Raw genomic sequence first — 21,364 nt, forward strand, 5'->3', positions numbered from 1 at the left:
GTGAGCACCCTCACGCCAGCCACCAGAACGTCAGGCCGCCGACCACCAGGCCCAGCACGGCGCCGCCGACCACCTGCGCCACCGTGTGGTCCCCCAGCGCCACCCGCGACCACCCCACCAGGGCCACGGCGGGCGCGAACACCAGCGTCCACCACCCGAAGGTCACGACCAGCACGCCCAGCGCCCCCGCCGCGACCGCCGTGTGCACCGAGACCTTCCAGCCCCGCCCGCCCCGCACCGGGGCCGCGAACGTGATCGCGATGCTCACCACCAGGCTGAGGAACATCGACAGCGACAGCGCCAGCATCCGCTGCGGCGCGCCGCCGAAGACCAGCACCGCGATACCGGTGCCCAGCGAGGCCGCGCAGGTGAACAGCGGCACCAGCCGGCCTTCGCGGTTGGTCACGTGGTGGCCGTCCCACCGGCCCCGCCTGGCCCCGCGCACCACCACCGCCATCGGGATCGCCGAGCCGGTCACGCCGACGACCAGGCCCCACACCGCGGTCTGCGCCGCGTCGCCCGTGGCGTGCCAGGCGACCAGCAGCGGGAGGCTCAGCACGAGCACCCACGGCGCGAGGACCTCGGTCACCACGCGGGCGAGCAGGGGTGGCGGTTGCGCGGCCATGCGCGGAGCCTAAGGCGGGGTGGTGGCCGGCGGAGCGGTGGCCGCAGGTGATCACCGGTTGGGGTGATGTGCCAGCGGCTCCGGCCGCGTTGCGCCAACACGTCGGAGGGCGGGCGGTGATGGCCGACCAACTCCGGCACCTCACGACCACGGCCGAGGAGCACCCGGAGACGATCGAGGTCCGGGTCATCCCGTTCACCGCCGACTGCTACAACGCACTCGACGGCTCGGGCTTCTACGTCATGGACTTCGCCAGTGTCCGGCTCCCGCAGTTGGTGTGGCAGGAGACCATCTCCACTACCGACCTGATCGAACAACCCATGCGCATCCGCGAGTACAGTCTCGCCTACGAGCAAGCGATGGGCTTCGCGCTCGATCGAACCGGTTCGCTCCGCTTGATCGAGCAGATCAGGAAGGAGTTCGAGTGAAGCACTCCGACTGGCTCAAGTCGAGCCACAGCGCGAACAACGCCCAGTGCGTCGAAGTCCGCCTCACGGCCGACGCAGTGGGCGTCCGCGACTCCAAACACCCCACCGGCCCCCACCTCTCCTTCCCCCGCACCACCTGGACCAAGTTCCTCACCTCCCGCACCTGACACCGCCCCGCCCGCTCCAGGCCCAGGCCGGTCACCACCTCCCCAGGAACCGGCCCCGGTCGGCGGCTCCCTGGTTGCCGCACTCCCACCGCCACGTCAACGGTGCGGCCGGCCTTCCCACATCCTGAAGCCCCCTTGGCCGGTGCCCGGTCCGGGTGCCAGCATCGGGCCATGTCCCCGGCACCCGCCCTGTGCACGCGCCGCCACGTCGACTTCCGTCGGCAGGCGAGCGCGATGTGTGCCGCCCCCGCCTGACCAGTCCACTGTGGACCCGGCAACCCCGAGCGGGGAGGGACAGGGATGCGACCACGTCGCAGGACCACGACCGCGGCGACCGTCCTGCGGTCGGTGCTGGACAACGGCCCGGTGGCGCGCAGCACCATCGCGCGGCTGACCGGGCTGTCCGCCGCCGCCGTCACCCGGCAGTACGCGGAGCTGGCCGACCTCGGCCTGCTGCGCGAGGTGGCGGAGGCGCGCGTGCCCAGGGTGACGGTGGGCCGGCCGCACGTGCCGGTGGACATCGACGTGGCGCGGTACGCGGTGTGCGGTGTGCACATCGCCTTGTCGCACACCACCTTGTCGCTGGTGGACCTGCGCGGGCGGGTCCTGAGCCGGAGCCGCGAGCCGCACCCCGGGCCGGACCCGGCGGCGGTGTTCGGGCAGGTCCGGCGGCGGCTGCCCGGCTTCCTGCGCGACCACCTGGGCGAGCGCACCGCGCTGGGCCTCGGGCTGGCGATCGGCGGCTGGGTGGACCCGGAGCGCGGCACGGTCGTCCGGCACAGCCAGCTCGGCTGGCGGGACGTCCCGGCGCGCGAGGCGCTGGAGCCGCTGGGCCTGCCGGTGCACGTGGAGAGCCACAGCCGGGCGCTGGCCCGCGCGGAGCAGCTGTTCGGCGACCAGCGCAGCCGCTCCAGCGTGGTGCACCTGTTCGTCGGCAACGTGGTCGACGCGGCGATCGCCACCGCCGGCGCCGTGCACCACGGGCCGCGCTCGGCCGCCGGCAACGTCGCCCACCTGCGGCTGGACGGCAGCACCGCGGACTGCCCGTGCGGGCGCCGCGGCTGCTTCCAGGCCACGGTGTCCGACCGGGCCGTGGCCGAGCGGGCGGCCCGCGCGGGCCTGATCCCGGAGCCGTCCCTGCCGCTGCTGGTGGACCGGGCGCGCGCCGGCGACGGCCGCGCCCGCGACGTGCTGCGGGAGCGCGCCCGGCACGTCGGGCAGGCGGTCGGGCTGCTGCTCGACCTGGTCAACCCCGAGGTGCTGGTGCTCGCCGAAGCCGGTGTCGTGCACCTGCCCGAGTGCCTGGACGAGGTGCGCGCCCAGGTCGGCGACCGGGCCGGCGCGGTGGCGCCGACCAGTTTCGGGCCGGACGTGCTGAGCGTCGCGGCGGGTTCCGTGGTGTTGGACGCCATTTACGGCAGCCCGCTCGACCTGTGCGCCTGAAGTTAATTCACCGAATCGCAAAATTGACCACGACGGAACCGCGCGGGAAACTGTACGAGTAACCGCCGTAAACCCCACTCGACCTGCGAAGGTCTCTTTTCGCACAGCTGGAGGAATACACCGTGACGAGCACCTTGAACGCGGTCTCGGTACGCCCCGTGGCGGGCCTGATCGGCGCGGACATCTCGGGGGTCGACCTTTCCCGGCCACTGGGCGAGGAAATCGTGGAACTGATCGGGAATGCGCTGCACGAGTACAAGGTGCTGTTCTTCCGGGACCAGGACCTCGACCACGCGAGCCAGATCGCGTTCGGCCGCCGGTTCGGCGAGCTGACCTACGCGCACCCGCACGACGACGCGCCGCCCGGGGGTTTCCCGGAGATCTTCACCATCGACCCGCGCCGCTACGAGGAGCGCTACGGCCCGGACTTCACGCGGCAGGCGCGCCGCCGCCGGTACAGCTACTTCTCGGGGTGGCACACCGACGTGACCGCCGCGGTGAACCCGCCGTCGGGCTCGATCCTGCGCGCGGAGGTCGTGCCCGAGCGCGGCGGCGACACGACGTGGACCAACCTCGTCGCCGCCTACGAGGGCCTGTCCGCGCCGCTTCGGTCCTTCGTGGACGGATTGCGGGCGGAGCACCGCTACGGCGGGGCGGACCGGCCCGCCGGCGACGCCTACGCCAAGCGGGTCGACGACAACCTGTTGGTGGCGGTGCACCCGGTGGTGCGCGTCCACCCGGTGACCGGCGAGCGGGCGCTGTTCGTCAACCCCGGCTTCACCAGCCACGTCGTCGACCTGTCGCCGAGCGAGTCGAAGGCGGTGCTGGACCTGCTCTACGCCGAGATCACCCGCCCCGAGTACACCGTGCGGTTCCGCTGGGAGCCGGGCAGCGTGGCGTTCTGGGACAACCGCGCGACCGCCCACCTGGCCCCGCGCGACCTGGAGCACCTGGACGTCGAGCGCCGCCTGCACCGCGTGACGCTGGTGGGCGACGTGCCGGTCGGGCCGGACGGCCGCGCGTCGGAACTGGTGGCGGGCAAGCCGTTCACCGCCGAGCACACGGTCAAGGTGGGCTGATGGCCGCCCCCCACGCGGTGGCCGCAGCCGCTCCTGGCGCGCCACCGGCGAAACCGCTGCCGGTGAACGCACTCCCGGTCGACGCGGCGCGGTTCCGCCGGGTGTTCCGCCGCCACCCGGCGGGTGTCGTGGTGATCACGGTCGACTCCGAGGCCGGCCCGGCCGGGTTCACCGCCACCTCGCTGACGTCGGTGAGCGCGCAGCCGCCGTCGGTGTCCTTCGGGATCTCCGCGCGCTCCTCGACCTGGCCGCACGTGCGCGACGCAGGGAGCGTCGTCGTGAACTTCCTGGGAGCGCACCAGGAAGGGCTGGCACGGCGTTTCGCCACCAGCGGCCTGGACCGGTTCGCCGCCCCGACGAGGTGGCGCAGGCTCGCGGGCGGCGAACCGGTGCTCGACGGCGTGACCGGGTGGCTGCGGGCCGAGGTCCGGTCGCTGATCCCGGTGGGCGACCACCACCTCGTGCTGGCGCAGGTGGTCGAGACCGACCTGCGCGAGGGCTCCGCTCCCCTGCTCTACCACGACGGCCGCTACCACTCGATCCAGGACTACCGCACATGACACTGCCACCCCCGTCGGCCGTCGGCCGGCGATCCTTCCTGACCGGACTGGCAGGCGCGGGGGCGCTCGGCCTCCTCGGCTGCTCCGCGGCGGGCGGCGCGAGCGGTCCGGCCCCGGCCGGGCCGCTGCCCACCGCCGTGCCACCCGGCACGGAGCTGACCATCTCCATCCGCACCACCCTCAAGCAACTGGAAGCCTCCGGGGAACTGGCGAAGCTGCCGTTCGAGGTGCCGGAGTGGCCGAACCTGACCGCCGGGCCGGACGTCATCCAGGCGTTCCGGGCCGGGTCGGTCGACCTCGCCTCCAACGCGGGCATCCCGCCCATCCAGGCCGCCGCGATGCGGTTCGACGCCAGGATCGTCGCGGTCGCGCACCGGGAGACGCCGACCTACCAGTTCGCGACCGCGCCCGGTTCGGACATCCGGTCCCGGTCGGACTTCAGGGGCCGCCGGATCGCCTTCTCCCAGGGCCAGGCGCAGGGCGTGATCGTGCTGCGCACGCTCAGGGAACTGGGGCTGGGCAAGGAGGACGTGCGGTTGGTCGCGTTGAACAGCCCGCAGTTCCTCACCGCGCTGCAGTCCGGCCAGGTCGACGTGGCCGTCCTGGCCGAGCCCAGCACCACGAAGTACCTGGAGCAGTACGGGAAGGACGGCGCGCGCACCATCGAGGTGGCGGCGGTGGACCTCCTGACCGTCCTGTGGGCGCCCACCTCCGTGCTGCGCGACGACGCGAAAGCCGCCGCGATCCGGGCGTTCATCCCGTTCTGGGCGCGGGGCCAGGTGTGGGCGTGGGAGCACCCCGAGCAGTGGGTCGAGCACTACTACGTCGAGGACCAGAACCTCAGCGCGGCCGACGGGCGCCGGATCGTCACCTCCCACCCCCGGCCCCACTTCCCGCCGAGCTGGGACCGGGCCGTCGCCTGGGAGCAGGAGACCGCCGACCTGCTGGCCCAGGGCGGGTTCACCCCGCCGACGAAGGCCGCCGACCTGTTCGACCGGCGGTTCGAAGGCATCGCCGCGGACTCCGTCCCCGCCACCTACCGGAGCGCACCATGACGCAGACCCTCGCGCCGCCCGCCCGCACGGCGGTCGTGCCGCCGCGCGCCGCCGCACCCGCGGTCCGCAGGCGCAGGCTGGGACCCGGCAAACCCATCCCCTACGGCCGGGCCGCCGGGCCGCTGCTGGTGGTGGCGCTGTGGTGCGCCGCCTCCGCGACCGGCTGGCTCGACCCGCGCCTGCTGTCCGCGCCGTGGACGGTGGTGGACACCGGCGTCGCGCTGGTCCGGGACGGCACGCTGCCCGACAGCGTCCTGACCTCGTTGCGGCGGGCGGGCCTCGGCTTCCTGATCGGCGGCGTCGCGGGCACGGCGCTCGCGCTCGCGGCCGGGCTCAGCCGCGTCGGCGAGGCGCTGATCGACGGCACCGTGCAGGTCAAGCGGGCGATCCCGTCGCTGGGCCTGATCCCGCTGCTGATCCTGTGGCTGGGCATCGGCGAGGGCTTCAAGGTCGTGGTCATCGCCATCGGCGTGGCCGTCACCCTCTACCTCCAGACGCACGCCTCGCTGACCGGCATCGACAAGCGGTACGTGGAGCTGGCGGAGGTGGTGGGGCTGAGCCGCCGGCAGTTCGTGCGCAAGGTGGTCTTCCCCGGCGCCCTGCCCGGCTTCTTCGTCGGCCTGCGGCTGGGCGTGACCGGCTCGTGGCTGTTCCTGATCGTGCTGGAGCAGATCAACGCCACCAGCGGCATCGGCTACCTGATGTTCCAGGCGCAGAACTACGGCCAGAGCGACGTGATCGTCGTCGGCCTGGTGGTCTACGGCCTGTTCGGCTTCGCCTCCGACGCCGTGCTCCGACTGGTCGAGCGGAGGGTGCTGTCGTGGCGGCGCACGCTGAGCGGGTGAGCGCGGTGAGCGCGGTGAGCGTTCGCGGCCTCGTGCGGCGCTTCGGGCAGCGGACCGTGCTCGACGGGCTGGACCTGGACATCGCGCCCGGCGAGTTCGTGGCCCTGCTGGGGCGCAGCGGCTCGGGCAAGTCGACCCTGCTGCGGGCCGTCGCGGGGCTGGACTACGACGTGGTGGGCGGCGGCGAGCTGCGGGTGCCGCGGGAGGTCGCGGTGGCGTTCCAGGACTCCCGGCTGCTGCCGTGGCTGCGGGTGCTGGACAACGTGGTGCTCGGGATCCCCGGCGACGCGCGGGAGCGCGGCCGGCGCGCGCTGGCCGAGGTGGGCCTGGGCGGGCGGGAGCGCGCGTGGCCCGACCAGCTCTCCGGCGGCGAGCAGCAGCGCGTCGCGCTGGCGCGCTGCCTGGTCCGCGAACCCGCCGTGCTGCTGGCCGACGAGCCGTTCGGCGCGCTGGACGCGTTGACCCGCATCAGGATGCACGACCTGCTGCGCGAGCTGTGCGCGCGGCACCGCCCCGCGGTCCTGCTGGTCACGCACGACGTGGACGAGGCCGTGGAGCTGGCCGACCGGGTCGTCGTGCTGGAGGAGGGCCGGATCGCGCTCGACGTGCCGATCACCCTGCCCGCGCCGCGCTCGCACCGCGACCCGCTGTTCCAGTCCCACCGCGACCGACTGCTGCTCGCGCTGGGCATCACCGAGGGGACCACACCGTGACCCAGTTGCACCTCAACCTGTTCCTGCACGACACCGGGCACCACGAGGCGTCCTGGCGGCTGCCGGGCAGCGACCCGCACGGCCACGTCAGCGTCGACTACCACGAGCGGCTGGCCCGCACCGCCGAGGCCGCGGCGTTCGACTCGGTGTTCCTGGCCGACTCGCCGGTGCTGTGGGGTCGGGTCGGGCGCCGCCCGTCGGGCCGCCTGGAGCCCACCGTGCTGCTCACCGCGCTGGCCCGCGCCACGTCCCGGATCGGCCTGATCGCCACCGCCTCCACCACTTACAACGAACCGTTCAACCTGGCCCGCCGGTTCGCCTCGCTCGACCACGTCAGCGGCGGCCGGGCCGGGTGGAACATCGTGACGACGGCGGGCGACGACGCGGCGCGCAACTTCGGGCTCGACGCCCAGCCCGCGCACGTCGACCGCTACGAGCGGGCCGACGAGTTCCTGGAGGTGGCCAAGAAGCTGTGGGACTCCTGGGACGACGACGCGATCGTGGCCGACCGGGAGCGCGGCGTGCACGCGGAGGACGACCGCGTGCGCACGATCGACCACGAGGGCAGGCACTTCCGCGTCCGCGGGCCGCTGAACGTGCCGCGCTCGCCGCAGGCGTACCCGCTGCTGGTGCAGGCCGGGTCCTCCGCGGACGGCCGCGGCTTCGCCGCCCGGCACGCCGAGGCGGTGTTCACCGCCCAGCAGGGCCTGGCCGAGGCCAGGGCCTTCTACGCGGACGTCAAGGGCCGCGCCCGCGCGGCCGGCCGGGACCCGGACCACGTCAAGGTCCTGCCCGGCCTGGTGCCGGTGATCGGGTCCACGGAGGCCGAGGCGCTGGCCGCCGACGCGGAGCTGGACCGGCTGATCGTGGCCGAGCACGCGCGCGACCAGCTCGCCGGGCTGCTGCGGGTCGACCCGGCCGCGCTGGAGCTGGACGCGCCGCTGCCCGCCGACCTGCCGCCGGAGGACGCGATCGAGGGCGCGAAGTCCCGCTACACGCTGGTGGTGGAGCTGGCGCGGCGGGAGTCGCTGACCGTGCGGCAGCTCATCGGGCGGCTCGGCGGCGGGCGGGGGCACAAGACGTTCGCCGGGACGCCGGAGCAGGTGGCCGACACCATCGAGCACTGGTTCCGGGAGGGCGCGGCGGACGGGTTCAACATCATGCCCGCCGTGCTGCCGTCGGGGCTGGAGCTGTTCGCGTCCGAGGTGGTGCCGATCCTCCGGCGGCGCGGCCTGTTCCGCACCGGGTACACCGGCTCCACGCTGCGGGAGCACTACGGCCTGCCGCGCCCGGCCAACCGGTTCGACCGCTCGCTCACGGCGGTGTGACCGCGGCGGGGCGCGAGGGCCGCGCCGCCCCGGAGGCCGGGATCCCGGGGGCCGCGGCGGCGCGGTCGGGGATCCGACCGCGCGGACGGCGCGGCCGGGAGGGGCGCGGCTCCGGCGTCGTCGGCCGCGTCCCCGGACCGGCGAACGGCCCACCGCTCGACGCGACCGTCCGTGACAGCTGTTCACCCGAACGGCCGAGCCGGGGCGCGACCCGCCCGGAGTCGCCCCTGCACCCCCGCACGGGGCGGGTGCGGGCAGAATGCTGCCGTGACCACAGCCATCCACCAGAGGATCGCCGAGGAGCTGGGGGTGCGCGCCGGGCAGGTCGGCGCCGCCGTCGAGCTGCTCGACGGCGGCTCGACCGTGCCGTTCATCGCCCGCTACCGCAAGGAGGCGACCGGCGCGCTGGACGACGCCCAGCTGCGCGCGCTGGAAGAGCGGCTGGGCTACCTGCGCGAGCTGGAGGAGCGCCGGGCCGCCGTGCTCGACTCGATCCGGTCGCAGGGCAAGCTCGACGACGCGCTGGAAGCCTCGATCCTCGCCGCCGACTCCAAGGCCCGGCTCGAAGACCTCTACCTGCCCTACAAGCCCAAGCGGCGGACGAAGGCGCAGATCGCCCGCGAGCAGGGGCTGGAGCCGCTGGCCGACGCGCTGCTGGCCGACCCGTCGCTCGACCCGCGGCAGGCGGCCGGGGCTTACCTGACCGAGGAGGTCGCCGACGCGGCCGCCGCGCTGCAGGGCGCGCGGGCGGTGCTCGTGGAGCGCTTCGGCGAGGACGGCGACCTGATCGGCGAGCTGCGGGAACGCCTGTGGTCGCAGGGCCGGGTCACGTCCAGGGTGCGCGAGGGCAAGGAGGAGGAGGGCGCGAAGTTCTCCGACTACTTCGACTTCTCCGAGCCGTTCGCGAAGCTGCCCTCGCACCGCATCCTCGCCCTGTTCCGGGGCGAGAAGGAGGACGTCCTCGACCTCCAGTTCGACCCGGGCGACGAGGACGAGCCCACCGGCTACGAGGTGCGCATCGCCGCCCGCTTCGGCGTCGACGACCGGGGCCGCCCGGCGGACCGCTGGCTGGCCGACACGGTGCGCTGGGCGTGGCGCACCCGCATCCTCGTGCACCTGGGCATCGACCTGCGGTCGCGGCTGCGGCAGTTCGCCGAGGACGAGGCGGTCCGGGTGTTCGCGTCCAACCTGCGCGACCTGCTGCTGGCCGCGCCCGCCGGCACCCGCGCGACCATGGGCCTGGACCCGGGCTTCCGCACCGGCGTCAAGGTCGCCGTGGTCGACGCGACCGGCAAGGTGGTCGCCACCGACGTGGTCCACCCGCACGTGCCGGCCAACCGCTGGGACGAGTCGATCGCCAAGCTGGCCGCGCTGGCCCGCGCGCACGCCGTCGAGCTGATCGCCATCGGCAACGGCACGGCCTCCCGCGAGACCGACAAGCTCGCCGGCGACCTGCTCAAGCGGCACCCCGACCTCAAGCTCACCAAGGTGGTGGTGTCCGAGGCGGGCGCCTCGGTGTACTCGGCGTCGGCGTTCGCGTCGGCCGAGCTGCCCGGCCTGGACGTCTCGCTGCGCGGCGCGGTGTCCATCGCGCGCCGGCTCCAGGACCCGCTGGCCGAGCTGGTCAAGATCGACCCGAAGTCCATCGGGGTCGGCCAGTACCAGCACGACCTGTCCGAGTCGAAGCTGTCCCGCTCGCTCGACGCGGTGGTGGAGGACTGCGTGAACGCGGTCGGGGTCGACCTCAACACCGCGTCCGCGCCGCTGCTGACCCGGGTCTCCGGCATCACCGCGGGCCTCGCGGAGAACATCGTGCAGCACCGCGACGAGAACGGCCCGTTCCGGTCCCGCACGGCGCTGAAGGCCGTCCCGCGCCTGGGCCCGAAGGCGTTCGAGCAGTGCGCGGGCTTCCTGCGCATCCCCAACGGCGACGACCCGCTGGACGCGTCGGCCGTGCACCCCGAGGCGTACCCGGTGGTGCGGCGCATCCAGCAGCACGCCGCGGCCGAGCTGATCGGCAACACCGCGGTGCTGAAGACGTTGCGCCCGCAGGACTTCGTGGACGACAAGTTCGGCCTGCCGACGGTCACCGACATCCTGCGCGAGCTGGAGAAGCCGGGCCGCGACCCGCGTCCGGCGTTCAAGACCGCGACCTTCGCCGACGGCGTGGAGAAGATCGCCGACCTCCGGCCGGGCATGGTGCTGGAGGGCGTGGTGACGAACGTGGCGGCGTTCGGCGCGTTCGTCGACGTCGGCGTGCACCAGGACGGCCTGGTGCACATCTCGGCGCTGTCGGACGACTACGTCAAGGACCCGCGGGACGTGGTCAAGTCCGGCGACGTGGTGCGGGTGAAGGTGCTGGAGGTCGACATCGCCCGCAAGCGGATCGGCCTGAGCCTGCGGTTGCAGGACGAGCCGGGCCGCAAGGCCGCGCCCCGGGGCCCGCAGCAGCGCGACCAGCGCGGTGGCGGGCGGTCCCGGCAGCAGGGCGGTCGGCAGCAGGGCGGTCGGCAGCAGGACGGCAGGCAGCAGCGGCCGGAGCGGGCGCCCGCGAACGGCGCGATGGCCGAAGCGCTGCGGCGCGCCGGGCTTGGCGGCTCCGCCTAGGGGTACCCCCGTGGCATGAGGGTCGTCGTCACGGGGGCCAGCGGCAGCGTCGGCACGGCCCTGCGGCGGGTCCTGCGCGCCGAGGCGCCGGGTGTGGACGTGCTGGGCGTCGCGCGCCGCGTGCCCGGTGGCGGGTCGCGTGACGACGACCCCCGGCACGCGTCCGACGGCTCCCGGCACGCGCCCGGCGACCCCCGGCACGCGGTGCGCGACGGCGACCCCGGGGACGTGCCCGGCCGCACGTCCTGGCTGAGCTGCGACATCGGCGCGCCCTCGGCGGAGGCCCGGCTGGCCGGCGCCTTCGCCGGGGCGGACGCCGTGGTGCACCTGGCCTGGGCGGTCCAGCCCGGCTCGGACGAGCCCGACATGCGGCGCACCAACCTCGACGGCAGCGGGCACGTCCTCGCGGCGGCGCGGCGGGCCGGCGTGCCGCACGTCGTGGTGGCCTCGTCGATCGCCGCGTACTCCCCCGCCGACCACCCGGTCACCGAGGACTGGCCGTGCGGCGGCGTGCCGGGCAGCGCGTACAGCAGGCAGAAGGCCGAGCTGGAGCGGATGCTCGAAGGCCGCGCCGACGTGGCCGTGCTCCGGCCGTGCGCGGTCGTCCAGCCGGGCGCGGGCGCCGAGCTGGGCCGCTGGGCGGTCAGCCCGCTGTTCCCGCCGGCCCTGCTCGGGCGGCGGTGGTTGCCGGTGCCGCTGTGGTCCGGCCTGCGGGCTCAGGTCGTGCACGCCGAGGACGTCGGGCGGGCCATCTCGCTGATCCTGCGCGAGCGGTCGACCGGCGCGTTCAACGTGGCCTCCGAGCAGGTGCTCGGCGCGGACGAGCTGGCCTCGGTGCTCGGCGGCTTCCGGCTGCCGGTTCCGCTGCGCCTGCTGGAGGGGCTAGCCTGGCCGACGTGGCGGGCCGGCGTGCAGCCGGTGCACCCGGGCTGGCTGCGGCTGGCCGCCCAGGCGTCCACTGTGGACAGCTCCCGCCTGCGGTCGCTGGGGTGGCGCCCGCGGCACGGCCCGCGCGAGGCGCTGGCCGCGACGGTCGCCGCGGTGGCGCGGGGCCAGGGCTCGTGGGGTCCGCTCGCGCCGCGCGCCGGTGGCCGGTGGCGCGAGCTGGGTTGGGGTTTTCCGGTGCGGCAGAGCCAAGGGGGCTGAGTGAGCGACGAAGTGGACGCCGTGGTCATCGGGTCCGGTCCGAACGGGCTGGTGGCGGCGAACCTGCTGGCCGACGCCGGGTGGGACGTGCTGGTGCTGGAGGCGGCCGACGAGCCCGGCGGCGCGGTGCGGACCGCCGAGCTGACCGCGCCCGGCTTCCGCAACGACGTGTTCAGCGCGTTCTACCCGCTCGGCGCCGCGTCGCCGGTGATCGCCGGCCTGGAGCTGGAGCGGCACGGGCTGCGGTGGCGGCGGGCGCCCGAGGTGCTGGCGCACGTGCTGCCCGACGACCGGGCCGTTCTGCTGTCCATGGACGCCGACCGGACCGCGGCGTCGGTGGAGTCCTTCGGCGCGGGCGACGGCGACGCGTGGCTCGCGGAGTTCGCCCGCTGGCAGCAGGTCCGCGACGAGCTGATCGAGGCGCTGATGCGGCCGTTCCCGCCGGTGCGGGCCGGCGCGGGGATGCTGGGCGCGCTGGGGCCCGCCGAGGCGCTGCGGTTCGCGCGGATGTTCGTGCAGTCGGTGCGGGCGTTCGGCAACGAGCGGTTCAGCGGTCCGGGCGCGCCGGCGCTGATGGCGGGCAACGCGATGCACACCGACCTGGGCCCGGACCAGGCGGGCGGCACGGCGTTCGGGTGGCTGCTGTCCATGCTGGGCCAGGACTTCGGCTACCCGGTGCCCGAGGGCGGCGCGGGGCGGTTCACCGAGGCGCTGGTGCACCGGCTGGGCGGCCGGGTCGAGTGCGGGCGCGCGGTGACCGGGGTCGTGGTGTCGCAGGGGCGGGCGCTCGGCGTGCGGGACGCGTCCGGCGGGCTGGTGCGCGCCCGCAAGGCCGTGCTGGCCGACGTGCCCGCGCCCACCCTCTACCTCGGGCTCGTCGGCGCCGAGCACCTGCCCGCGCGGCTGGTGGACGACCTGGCGAAGTTCGAGTGGGACGACGCGACGGTGAAGGTGGACTGGGCGCTGTCCGGGCCGATCCCGTGGACGGCGGCCGAGGCCAGGGGCGCGGGCACCGTGCACCTCGGCGGCGACCTGAACGGCCTGGCCGTCAGCAGCACGGAGATCGCGACCGGGCGCCTGCCGCGCACGCCGTTCGTGATCCTCGGGCAGATGACCACGACCGACCCGACGCGGTCGCCGGCGGGCACCGAGTCGGCGTGGGCCTACACGCACGTGCCGCGCGGGGAGAGCTGGTCGCCCGACCGGGCGCGGCGGCGGGCCGACCGCGTGGAGCAGCTCGTCGAGCAGCACGCGCCGGGGTTCCGCGACCTGGTGGTGGGGCGCGCGGTGCACGGGCCGGAAGACCTGGAGGCGCGCAACAGGAGCCTGGTCGGCGGCTCGATCAACGCGGGCACGGCGGCGATCCACCAGCAACTGGTGTTCCGGCCCGTGCCGGGGCTGGGGCGGTCGGACACACCGGTGGACCGGCTGTTCCTGGCGGGCGCGTCCGCGCACCCCGGTGGCGGCGTGCACGGCGCGGCGGGCGCGAACGCGGCACGGGCGGCGTTGGCGCGCAACGGTTTGGCGGGCGACGGCTACCGCTTGGTCATGCGCGGCCTGCACCGCGCCGTGTACCGCTGAGCGGCGCGGCCCGCCGCCCGGCCGGTGGGCGGCGGGCCGCGCCGCCGGGAAGTCCGAGCGGTCCGTCTGGGAGCCCGACCGGCGCACTGCCCGGGGGCTGTGCCGTGCGGACCTGGAGGTCGAGCGCTGAAGTCGAGCGCTGGACGCGGTGGTGCGCGTGGTGCGCCGGGAACGGGCGCAGGGAACGGGCGCGGGCGAAAGGCGCCGGGAATGGGCGCGAGGAAACGGCGCGGGGAAACGGCGCGGGCGTCAGCGCTCGGCTTGGCGTCGCTCCGCCAGGTGGGAGAGCCGGTTCAGCGTCTCCCGGTTGCGCGGGGCCAGCAGCAGCGCCTGGACGGGTTCGGGCACCAGGGACAGCGGGCCCTTCTCCACCTCTTCGCGCATCCGCACGGTCGTCGCGCCGCCCGCTTCGACCAGGTCGAACCGGATGTGCGCCGCGCCGACCGGCCACATGCGGGCCTCCAGCTCCAGCATCCGGCCGGGCTCCACGGCCCGGACCTTGGTGACGTCCTCCACCTGCATCGGCCACAACCCGACGCTGTGGTGGATGCGCGAGCCGAGGCCGGGCCAGTCCCCGTCGACCTCGCGGATGTGCGCGGCGCCGACCACCCAGCCCGCGTAGGACCAGCCGTCGGCCAGCACGGAGAACACCTGTTCCGCCGGGGCGTCGATCCGCAGGCTCACTTCGACCATGCGCTGCGGGTTCCCCCGCGGCGCATGGTCGAAACTCCCTCGTCCGGGTGCCCTTGCGCCCCACCGGGGCCGCCGGGTCCGGGCTCGCCGGGGGCGACGCCTCCACCGGCGCCGGTCGCGGCGGTGAAGTCCTGGTCGCGGTCCGAAGTGGCCTCGCGGCGCCCGCCGACGCCGGGGTCGCGATCCCACCGGTCCGATTCGACGGTCCACTGCGCGGTCCCGCCGGGTCGGCCCGCGTTCGCCCGGGGACGGTCGCCGCAAGATATTTGCCCGTGGGACCAGCCGCATCGCCTAGCCTTGTGAGATGACCCACTCCGCGAACCACCGGGCCGGCAAGTCGCACCAGGAGATCGAGCAGGGCGTCGTCGGAATCAATTCCGAGAACCCTTCCAGGACCGGTCCGGCCGAACGGAGCAGCCACGGGCGCGTCGCGGTGTGAGCGCGAGGGGTGCTGCCCGTGAACGATCAAGGTTCCGGTGCCGGGATCGGCCGATCACCAGGAGTGTCCGCATGACGCCACCGCGCACCAGCTCCCCCGTCCTGGTCGGCCGGGGCGACGAGCTGGCGGTGCTGCTGCGGGTGGTCTCGACGCAGCCGTCCGTCGCGCTCGTGGAGGGCGAGGCGGGGATCGGCAAGAGCCGCCTGGTGCGCGAGCTGCTGGGCCGGCCGGAGGTGGCGCCGCTGCGCGTGCTGACCGGGTTCTGCCAGCCGCTGCGCGAGCCGTTCCCGTACGGCGCGGTGCTGGACGCGCTGCGCGGTGTCGGCGGGCTGCTCGGCCGCGTGCCGCTCAGCCCCGTCACCGGGGTGCTGCGCCCGCTGCTGCCGGAGATCGCCGAGCGCCTGCCCGAGCCGGCGCCGCGGCCCGAGGACCCCCGGCACGAGCGCCACCACCTGTTCCGGGCGGTGCGCGAGGTGGTCGCGGCGCTCGGCCCGGTGCTGCTGGTCGTGGAGGACCTGCACTGGGCCGACGACGGGTGCCGGCACCTGCTGCGGTTCCTGATGGCCGACCCGCCGCCGAACCTGACCGTGCTGGTGACCTACCGCCGCGAGGACGCGCCCGGCGGGATGGCGCTGGGCAGCGCCTACCGCCCGCCCGCCGGGGTGACCGGCGCGGTCGTGGAGCTGGCGCCGCTGGACGTGGCGCAGGTGCACGACCTGACCGCCGCGATCCTGGGCGTGGACGGGGTTCCCGCCGAGTTCGCCGCCCGGCTGCACGAGCGCACCGCCGGCATCCCGTTCGTGGTCGAGGAGATGCTGCGCGCGCTGCACCGCCCGGACTGGCGGCTGCTGGACCGGGTCGAGGTGCCGGCGCTGCTGCGCGACGCGATGGCCGAGCGGCTGGACCGGCTGCCCACCACCGGCCGCCGCATCGCGCAGGCGGCGGCGGTGCTCGGCGTGCCCGCCGCGGAGGAGCTGCTGGCCGAGGTCGGGGCGGTCGAACCGGACCGCGCGCGGGCGGCGCTGACGCACGCGCTGCACAGCGGGGTGCTGCACGAGGTCTCGGACATGAGGTACGGGTTCCGGCACTCGCTCGCCCAGCAGGCGGTGTACGACACGCTGACCGGGCCGGAGCGGCAGCGGCTGCACCTGCGGGCACTGGACGCGCTGGAGGGCGTGCGGCCCCGGCCGCTCACCCGGCTCGCCGAGCACAGCCGCCGCGCCGGGCGGCTCGCCGACTGGCTGCGCCACGGCGAGGCCGCCGCCGACCGGGCGCTGGAGGTGGGCGACCCGTCCACCGCCACCCGGACCTACCGGCAGCTGCTGGACGAGGCGTCCCTGACACCGTCCGATGTGGACAGGCTGGCGGTGAAGCTGGGCCGGGTGGCCCGCGGCGGGATCGACCAGCACGACCCCCGCACCACGCTGGAGCGGCTGCTCGGCGACCGCAGGCTGTCCCGCGCCGCGCGCGGCCAGGTGCGGATGGACCTCGGTTTCCTGCTGATCAGGCAGTTCGGGGGCACGGTGCAGGCCAGGCTCCAGCTCGAACGGGCCGTGGCGGAGCTGACCGACCAGCCCGGCGTGGCGATGCGCGCGCGGGCCGTGCTCGCGCAGCCGTTCATCGGCGCCACGCCGCTGTCCGAGCACCTGCGCTGGATGCGCGTGGTGGACTCCTACATCGAGGCGTGCGACGACCCGCTGGTGCGCTACTCGCTGCTGGCCAACGAACTGGGCTCGCGCGTGTCCATCGGCGACCACAGCGCGGTGGCCGAGCTGCACCGGCTGCCCGCCACGTCCGACGACGTGGAGACCCGCCGCCACCTGGCCCGCGCCCACTGCAACGTCGCCGACGCGTGCGCCCTGGTCGGGCACTTCGACCTGGCGCGCGACTTCCTGGACAAGGGCCTGCGGCTGACCGCCGGGGCGGGCGTGCCGTTCACCGAGAGCACCGGCCAGTCCACCCGCATCCACCTCGACTGGTACACCGGCGACTGGGGCTCGCTGGTGCCGCGGGCCACGCGGCTGCTAGAGGAGTACCGCGAGCTGCTGCCGGTGGCCAGTGAGAGCGCGCTGGTGCTGGGCGGTGTGGCGGTGGCGCGCGGCGACTGGGACGAGGCGGAGCGCCACCTCGCGGAGAGCGGCGTCCGCTCGGTGGAGAACTCCATCACCCCCATCGCGCTCGGCGGGTTCGCCGCGCTGTGCCGGCTGTGGTTGGAGCGCGGCGACCGAGCGCGGGCGTGCGAGGAAGCCGACCGGGGTTTGGACCTGCTGCGGCGCAAGGGGGTGTGGGCCTGGGCGGGCGAACTCGCCCCGGCCGCCGCCGACGCCTACCTCGCGGCCGGGCGGTCGGCGGACGCGGCGGCCCTGGTGGACGAGCTGGCGGCGGGCATCGCCGGCCGCGACGCGCCGCTGGCCGAGGTGGCGCTGAAGACGTGCCGGGCGCTGGTGGCGACCGGGGGCGAGGGCGACGCCGTGCCGTTGTTGCAGGAGGCGCGCAGCGCGGCCGACGCGCTCGGGCTCGCGTACTACTCCGCGATGCTGTCCGAGCGGATCGCGTTGTGCGGCTTGGAGGGCGGTGACGACTCGGCGGTGGTGGCGCTGAGCGCGGTCGCCGACCGGTTCGACGCCTTGGGCGCCAGCCGCGACGCGGCGCGCTGCCGGCACCTCTTGCGGGGTACCGGAGTCGCTACCCCTTCCCGACGCGGGCGGCGCGGGTATGGCAACGCCCTGTCGCCGCGCGAGCAGGACGTCGCGCGGTTGTTGGCGCAGGGGCGGACGAACCGGGAAATCGCCGACGTGCTGTTCTTATCACCTCGGACGGTCGAGCAGCACGTGGCCCGGGTGCTCCGCAAGCTCGGCGTGACTTCACGCGTCGAACTGCTCGCGTAAACGACTCGAACAATCCACGACAGGGGGACACCCCGCACACGACCACCCCTTCACGAATTCCACACACGACCCTTGACCACAACCCGCGCCTTTTGGCCCTTGGCACGCCCCGTGCAGCCCGGTGGCCTCGTGTTCTCCCCGTATGGCCTGCCCGGAGGGCTACCATGCTTTTCTGGGGGGTGCAAGCACGCTTTTCGCTTGCACCCCCCAGAAAAGCATGGTCGTCTTTGACAGGCCATGCGGGGAGAACACGACCGCTCTTTCTTTTCCTTCTCCTTGGCGGCCTGCCTGTCCGGCGAGGACTCTTTTTGTTTTTAACTTAGATCCGTACCGCACCAAATATTTCCTGGATCGGTGCGCGACCCAAGTATGAAGAGCGGCCGGGAGGCCCCCAAGGAGGAGGGAAGTGCGTCGTGTTCTCCCCGCACGGCCTGCCGGAGGCAATCACAGTTGTCGAGGGGGGTCAAGCGAAGAGCGTGCTTGACCCCCCTCGACAACTGTGATCGGGCTGCGCCCAGGCCGTACGGGGAGAACACGAGGCACACGGCTGCGCTGAAGCGCCGCCGCGCGGAGCGCGGCGCTGAGGCGAGGGCTGAAGCTCCGTCGTGCCACTACCACCACAGCGCCGCCACCGCCACCGCCACGCGGAAACCGACAGTGGCTATTCCTTCCGCATAGGTAGGGTGATCATGTGATCGGCAACCGCCCGGTGCGATGGCCGGACGACAAACCGCAAATTGACGGAGAAGGCTTGTGATACCGGTTCCCGATGCCCTGATCGCATCGCACAGCGGGCCAGCGGGTCGGGTGTGGCTCGCCGGGTTGCCCGGTCTGGTCGGCGACTTCCTCGACCGCTGGGGCCTGCGCCAGGACGGGCCGACGCGCAACGGCATGGCGTCGTTGGTGGTGCCGGTGACCGGTGTGGACGGTGCGCGCGCCGTGCTGCGGTGCCAGCCGCCCGGCGAGGAGACCACCGCGGCGGTGATCGGTCTGCGGACGTGGGGCGGCGACGGCGTGGTGCGGTTGCTCGACCACGACCCCGACCTCGGTGTGATGCTGCTGGAACGGCTGGACCCCGATCGGTCGCTGTCCGCCGTCCCCGACGACGAGGAGGCCCAGCGGCTGCTGGCCGGCCTGCTCGCGCGCCTGACCGCCGTGCCGGCGCCGCCCGGGCTGAGCGGTCTCGGCGAGGTCGCCGCCGCCATGCTGCGCGACGTGCCCGACGCCCTGCCCCGGCTCTCCGACGACGCCGAGCGCGCACTGGTGCGGACGTGCGCGGCGGCCGTGTCGGAGGTGCTCGACGCGCCCGGCGACCGCCTACTGCACTGGGACCTGCACTACGACAACGTCCTGGCCGGGCAACGCGAACCGTGGCTGGCGATCGACCCCGAGCCGCTGGCCGGCGACCCCGGCTTCGACCTGTGGCCGGCGCTGGACAGCCGGTGGGACGCGGTGGTCGGCAGCGGTGACGTGCCGCGGGCCGTGGTGCGCCGGTTCGACCTGCTGACCGAGGCGCTGGAGCTGGACCGGGAGCGGGCGGCGGCGTGGACGCTCGGTCGCGTGCTCCAGAACGCGCTGTGGGACGTCGAGGACGGCAAGCACCGCCTGGAGCCGGCGCAGGTGGCCGTCGCGGCGGCGCTGCTGGGGCGGTGACGCGCCCGGCGGGAACGCCCCCGGCGGGAGCCGCGGTGCGGCCGGAACGCGGTACAGGGCCAGGAGGAGTGCCCCCTGGCCCTGCGGACCCGTGCTGCGCCTACAGGTACGAGCGCTGCCCCCACGGCATCGCGGCGGCGAGCTGGGCCCGTCGACCGATGTCGAGCTTGCGGTAGATCCGCGTGATGTGGAGTTCGACGGCCCGCGTGGACACCGAGAAGTGCTCGGCTATCTGGCGGTTGGTCATGCCCTCCAGCATCATCAGGGCGATGCGGTGCTCGTGCGGCGTCAGCGGTTCGCGCGAGCGCGACTCGGCGGTCTGGCCGTCGCGCGGCCGGACCATGCCCGGCACCCGCTCGCCCTCCGGGAGGCCCAGCAGCACGTGCCACTGGCGGATGCGGACCTCCGCGATCGACTGCGAGCGCACGTACGGGTCGCCGCGCACCAGGTCGCGCGCGGCGGCCTCGTCGGGCACCTGGCAGATCAACAGGACACCGGAGCCGTCCGCCCACGGCCCGGTGCCGACCAGCACGCCCTGCTCGGCGAGCGGGCGCCAGTATTCGCGATGCGCGAGATGAATGGATCTGCGCACTTGCCGCGCATCACGAAATGTCAACTCAACGGCGAAAGCCACTGGACTGATCCCCATTTCATATCCGCGGCCAACTTTCGCCACACACTCAACTGGGGGGCCTATTCACTGTCAAGTGAGACACCTCACACGGGGGATGCCGAAACCTGATGGCAGCTATAGGGGCTTCTGGAACCAGTGCTCCGCATAGCGGTCCCGGTTGAAGGGTGCTACCTCACGGTAACCGTGCTTGGCGTACAGCCCGCGGGCTTCGACCAGGTCAGAGCGGGTGTCCAGCCGGATGGCGGAGGCGCCAATCGAGACGGCGGCGGCTTCCGCGGCGGCCAGCAGCGCGGCCCCGCCGCCCCGCCCGCGCGCGTCCGGATGGACGAACAGGCGTTTGAGCTCGGCGGTTTCCGGGCACGCCACCCGGATGCCCGCGCAGGCCAGCGGCCGGTCGCCGAGCCGGCCCACGAAGAAGGCCACGAGGTCGTCGGTCGGGTCCTCGGCGATCGCCCGGGTGATCTCGGCCTCGGTCGCCGGGCGGTGGTGGTAGCGGCTGATGATGTCCGCCAGGTAGGCCCTGATCAGGGCCCGCGCCTCCGCTCCCGCGGGGTCGACGGACTGGGTGGTCCACGTGTTCACCGCGCGATTGTCGACCCGATTGCGCCATTCGGACACCCGGTTTTCACCATTCCGGACGCGTGTAAAGTGCTGGGCCGTGGCAGCGCAACAGGTCCGCGTCGAGCGGGACGCGGCGGGGCTGGCCGTGCTCACCGTCGACGCTCCCCCGCTGAACCTCTACACCGCCGAACTCCAGGACCTGCTGGACGCCGCGATCGGCGACCTGGAGGACCGGCCCGCGCGGGCGCTGCTGGTGCGCGCCGAGGGCGGGGTCGTCAGCGGCGGGGTGGACGTGAACCTGTTCGCCGCGCAGCGGACCCGCGGGCACGCCAAGGCGCTGCTCGACCAGATGCTCGACCTGCCCGACCGGGTGGCCGCGCTGCCGTTCCCGACCGTGTTCGCCGCGCACGGGCTGTGCCTGACGTGGGCGTTCGAGGTCGCGGTCGCGTGCGACGTCCTGCTGGCCGCGCAGCGGGCGCAGTTCGGGCTGGTGGAGAAGGTCATCGGGCTGACCCCGACGATGGGCGGCACGCAGCGGCTGGCCGCCCGCGCCGGCGTGGGGCGGGCCAAGGAGCTGGTGATGACCGGCGAGCGCTACGACGCCGCGACCCTGGAGCGGTGGAACGTGGTCAACCGCGTGCTGCCCGACGAGGGCTTCGACGACGCGGCGCTGCGGTTCGCCGCGGACCTGGCCACCGGGCCGACCCTCGCCCACGCCGCGACCAAGCGGGTGCTGGCGCACTACGAGCGCGGTGGCGTCGCCGGGGCCAACGCGCACGTCACGGCCATCGCCGCCGACCTGTTCGACACCGAGGACCTGCGCGGCGGCGTGCGGTCGTTCCTCGCCGACGGGCCGGGCCGGGCGACGTTCAGCGGTCGCTGACCCGGCAGCGGCCGGCCCCCGGTCGACGCCGGGGCC

At 74.4% G+C, this 21,364-nt stretch carries 20 protein-coding genes; 16 read left to right on the forward strand and 4 right to left on the reverse strand.

Going from position 1 to position 21,364, the window contains the following annotated elements; translation table 11 throughout:
• Nucleotides 1–10: 10 nt before the first annotated feature.
• Nucleotides 11–625, reverse strand: a complete 615-nt coding sequence (locus tag JOE68_RS05055) for a phosphatase PAP2 family protein (protein ID WP_204841173.1) — start codon at nucleotides 623–625, stop codon at nucleotides 11–13.
• 47 nt (nucleotides 626–672) lie between these two features.
• Here JOE68_RS05055 and JOE68_RS05060 point away from each other — a divergent pair, with 47 nt between their 5' ends.
• The 12 genes from JOE68_RS05060 (at nucleotide 673) to JOE68_RS05115 (ending at nucleotide 13,577) form a co-directional block, all read left to right on the forward strand.
• Nucleotides 673–1,053 carry a Scr1 family TA system antitoxin-like transcriptional regulator gene (locus JOE68_RS05060; protein ID WP_204841174.1) on the forward strand — a complete coding sequence of 127 codons (381 nt, stop codon included), beginning with the start codon at nucleotides 673–675 and terminating at the stop codon, nucleotides 1,051–1,053.
• Complete coding sequence (locus tag JOE68_RS05065) at nucleotides 1,050–1,220, forward strand: DUF397 domain-containing protein (RefSeq protein WP_204841175.1); 171 nt, start codon at nucleotides 1,050–1,052, stop codon at nucleotides 1,218–1,220. The genes JOE68_RS05060 and JOE68_RS05065 overlap by 4 nt, the downstream gene beginning before the upstream one ends.
• A gap of 300 nt (nucleotides 1,221–1,520) precedes the next feature.
• Nucleotides 1,521–2,663 (forward strand): ROK family transcriptional regulator, encoded by a 1,143-nt coding sequence (locus JOE68_RS05070; RefSeq protein ID WP_204841176.1) that lies wholly within the window; start codon nucleotides 1,521–1,523, stop codon nucleotides 2,661–2,663.
• A 122-nt stretch (nucleotides 2,664–2,785) separates the two neighbouring features.
• Nucleotides 2,786–3,742, forward strand: a complete 957-nt coding sequence (locus JOE68_RS05075) for a TauD/TfdA dioxygenase family protein (protein ID WP_204841177.1) — start codon at nucleotides 2,786–2,788, stop codon at nucleotides 3,740–3,742.
• A 62-nt stretch (nucleotides 3,743–3,804) separates the two neighbouring features.
• Nucleotides 3,805–4,302, forward strand: a complete 498-nt coding sequence (locus tag JOE68_RS05080) for a flavin reductase family protein (RefSeq protein ID WP_307819534.1) — start codon at nucleotides 3,805–3,807, stop codon at nucleotides 4,300–4,302.
• Nucleotides 4,299–5,357, forward strand: coding sequence for an ABC transporter substrate-binding protein (locus tag JOE68_RS05085; RefSeq protein ID WP_204841179.1), 1,059 nt, complete (start codon nucleotides 4,299–4,301; stop codon nucleotides 5,355–5,357). Before JOE68_RS05080 ends, JOE68_RS05085 begins: the two co-directional genes overlap by 4 nt.
• Entirely contained in the window at nucleotides 5,354–6,202 is an 849-nt protein-coding gene (locus tag JOE68_RS05090; RefSeq protein ID WP_204841180.1) for an ABC transporter permease, read from the forward strand. Before JOE68_RS05085 ends, JOE68_RS05090 begins: the two co-directional genes overlap by 4 nt.
• On the forward strand, nucleotides 6,199–6,915 hold the full coding sequence (locus tag JOE68_RS05095; protein WP_307819535.1) for an ABC transporter ATP-binding protein: 717 nt from the start codon (nucleotides 6,199–6,201) through the stop codon (nucleotides 6,913–6,915). Before JOE68_RS05090 ends, JOE68_RS05095 begins: the two co-directional genes overlap by 4 nt.
• Nucleotides 6,912–8,243: an LLM class flavin-dependent oxidoreductase gene (locus JOE68_RS05100; RefSeq protein WP_204841182.1), complete on the forward strand. Its 1,332-nt coding sequence runs from the start codon at nucleotides 6,912–6,914 to the stop codon at nucleotides 8,241–8,243. The genes JOE68_RS05095 and JOE68_RS05100 overlap by 4 nt, the downstream gene beginning before the upstream one ends.
• A 267-nt stretch (nucleotides 8,244–8,510) precedes the next feature.
• The gene (locus JOE68_RS05105) at nucleotides 8,511–10,850 is read left to right on the forward strand and encodes a Tex family protein (RefSeq protein ID WP_204841183.1); all 2,340 of its coding nucleotides are present in this window, start codon (nucleotides 8,511–8,513) and stop codon (nucleotides 10,848–10,850) included.
• 15 nt (nucleotides 10,851–10,865) lie between these two features.
• On the forward strand, nucleotides 10,866–11,996 hold the full coding sequence (locus JOE68_RS05110) for an NAD-dependent epimerase/dehydratase family protein (RefSeq protein ID WP_204841184.1): 1,131 nt from the start codon (nucleotides 10,866–10,868) through the stop codon (nucleotides 11,994–11,996).
• A complete protein-coding gene (locus JOE68_RS05115; RefSeq protein ID WP_204841185.1) occupies nucleotides 11,997–13,577 on the forward strand; it encodes a phytoene desaturase family protein in 1,581 nt (526 codons plus the stop codon).
• Nucleotides 13,578–13,826: 249 nt separating this feature from the next.
• Here JOE68_RS05115 and JOE68_RS05120 read toward each other — a convergent pair whose 3' ends face one another.
• Complete coding sequence (locus JOE68_RS05120; protein WP_204841186.1) at nucleotides 13,827–14,270, reverse strand: SRPBCC family protein; 444 nt, start codon at nucleotides 14,268–14,270, stop codon at nucleotides 13,827–13,829.
• Between the two features lie 304 nt (nucleotides 14,271–14,574).
• Here JOE68_RS05120 and JOE68_RS31720 point away from each other — a divergent pair, with 304 nt between their 5' ends.
• The 3 genes from JOE68_RS31720 to JOE68_RS05130 all read left to right on the forward strand — a co-directional run bounded on the left by JOE68_RS31720 (nucleotide 14,575) and on the right by JOE68_RS05130 (nucleotide 19,250).
• On the forward strand, nucleotides 14,575–14,709 hold the full coding sequence (locus tag JOE68_RS31720; protein ID WP_275584701.1) for a hypothetical protein: 135 nt from the start codon (nucleotides 14,575–14,577) through the stop codon (nucleotides 14,707–14,709).
• Nucleotides 14,710–14,780: 71 nt separating this feature from the next.
• Nucleotides 14,781–17,597, forward strand: a complete 2,817-nt coding sequence (locus JOE68_RS05125) for a helix-turn-helix transcriptional regulator (protein WP_204841187.1) — start codon at nucleotides 14,781–14,783, stop codon at nucleotides 17,595–17,597.
• A gap of 753 nt (nucleotides 17,598–18,350) precedes the next feature.
• The gene (locus JOE68_RS05130) at nucleotides 18,351–19,250 is read left to right on the forward strand and encodes an aminoglycoside phosphotransferase family protein (RefSeq protein ID WP_204841188.1); all 900 of its coding nucleotides are present in this window, start codon (nucleotides 18,351–18,353) and stop codon (nucleotides 19,248–19,250) included.
• Nucleotides 19,251–19,350: 100 nt separating this feature from the next.
• Here JOE68_RS05130 and JOE68_RS05135 read toward each other — a convergent pair whose 3' ends face one another.
• The gene (locus JOE68_RS05135; RefSeq protein ID WP_307819536.1) at nucleotides 19,351–19,842 is read right to left on the reverse strand and encodes a LuxR C-terminal-related transcriptional regulator; all 492 of its coding nucleotides are present in this window, start codon (nucleotides 19,840–19,842) and stop codon (nucleotides 19,351–19,353) included.
• Nucleotides 19,843–19,998: 156 nt separating this feature from the next.
• On the reverse strand, nucleotides 19,999–20,502 hold the full coding sequence (locus tag JOE68_RS05140; RefSeq protein WP_307819537.1) for a GNAT family N-acetyltransferase: 504 nt from the start codon (nucleotides 20,500–20,502) through the stop codon (nucleotides 19,999–20,001).
• A gap of 40 nt (nucleotides 20,503–20,542) precedes the next feature.
• Between JOE68_RS05140 and JOE68_RS05145 the strand changes: the two genes are divergently transcribed.
• Entirely contained in the window at nucleotides 20,543–21,328 is a 786-nt protein-coding gene (locus tag JOE68_RS05145; RefSeq protein ID WP_204841191.1) for an enoyl-CoA hydratase/isomerase family protein, read from the forward strand.
• Nucleotides 21,329–21,364 lie beyond the last annotated feature (36 nt).

This window comes from Saccharothrix algeriensis, from assembly GCF_016907655.1.
GTDB classification, from domain to species: domain Bacteria; phylum Actinomycetota; class Actinomycetes; order Mycobacteriales; family Pseudonocardiaceae; genus Actinosynnema; species Actinosynnema algeriense.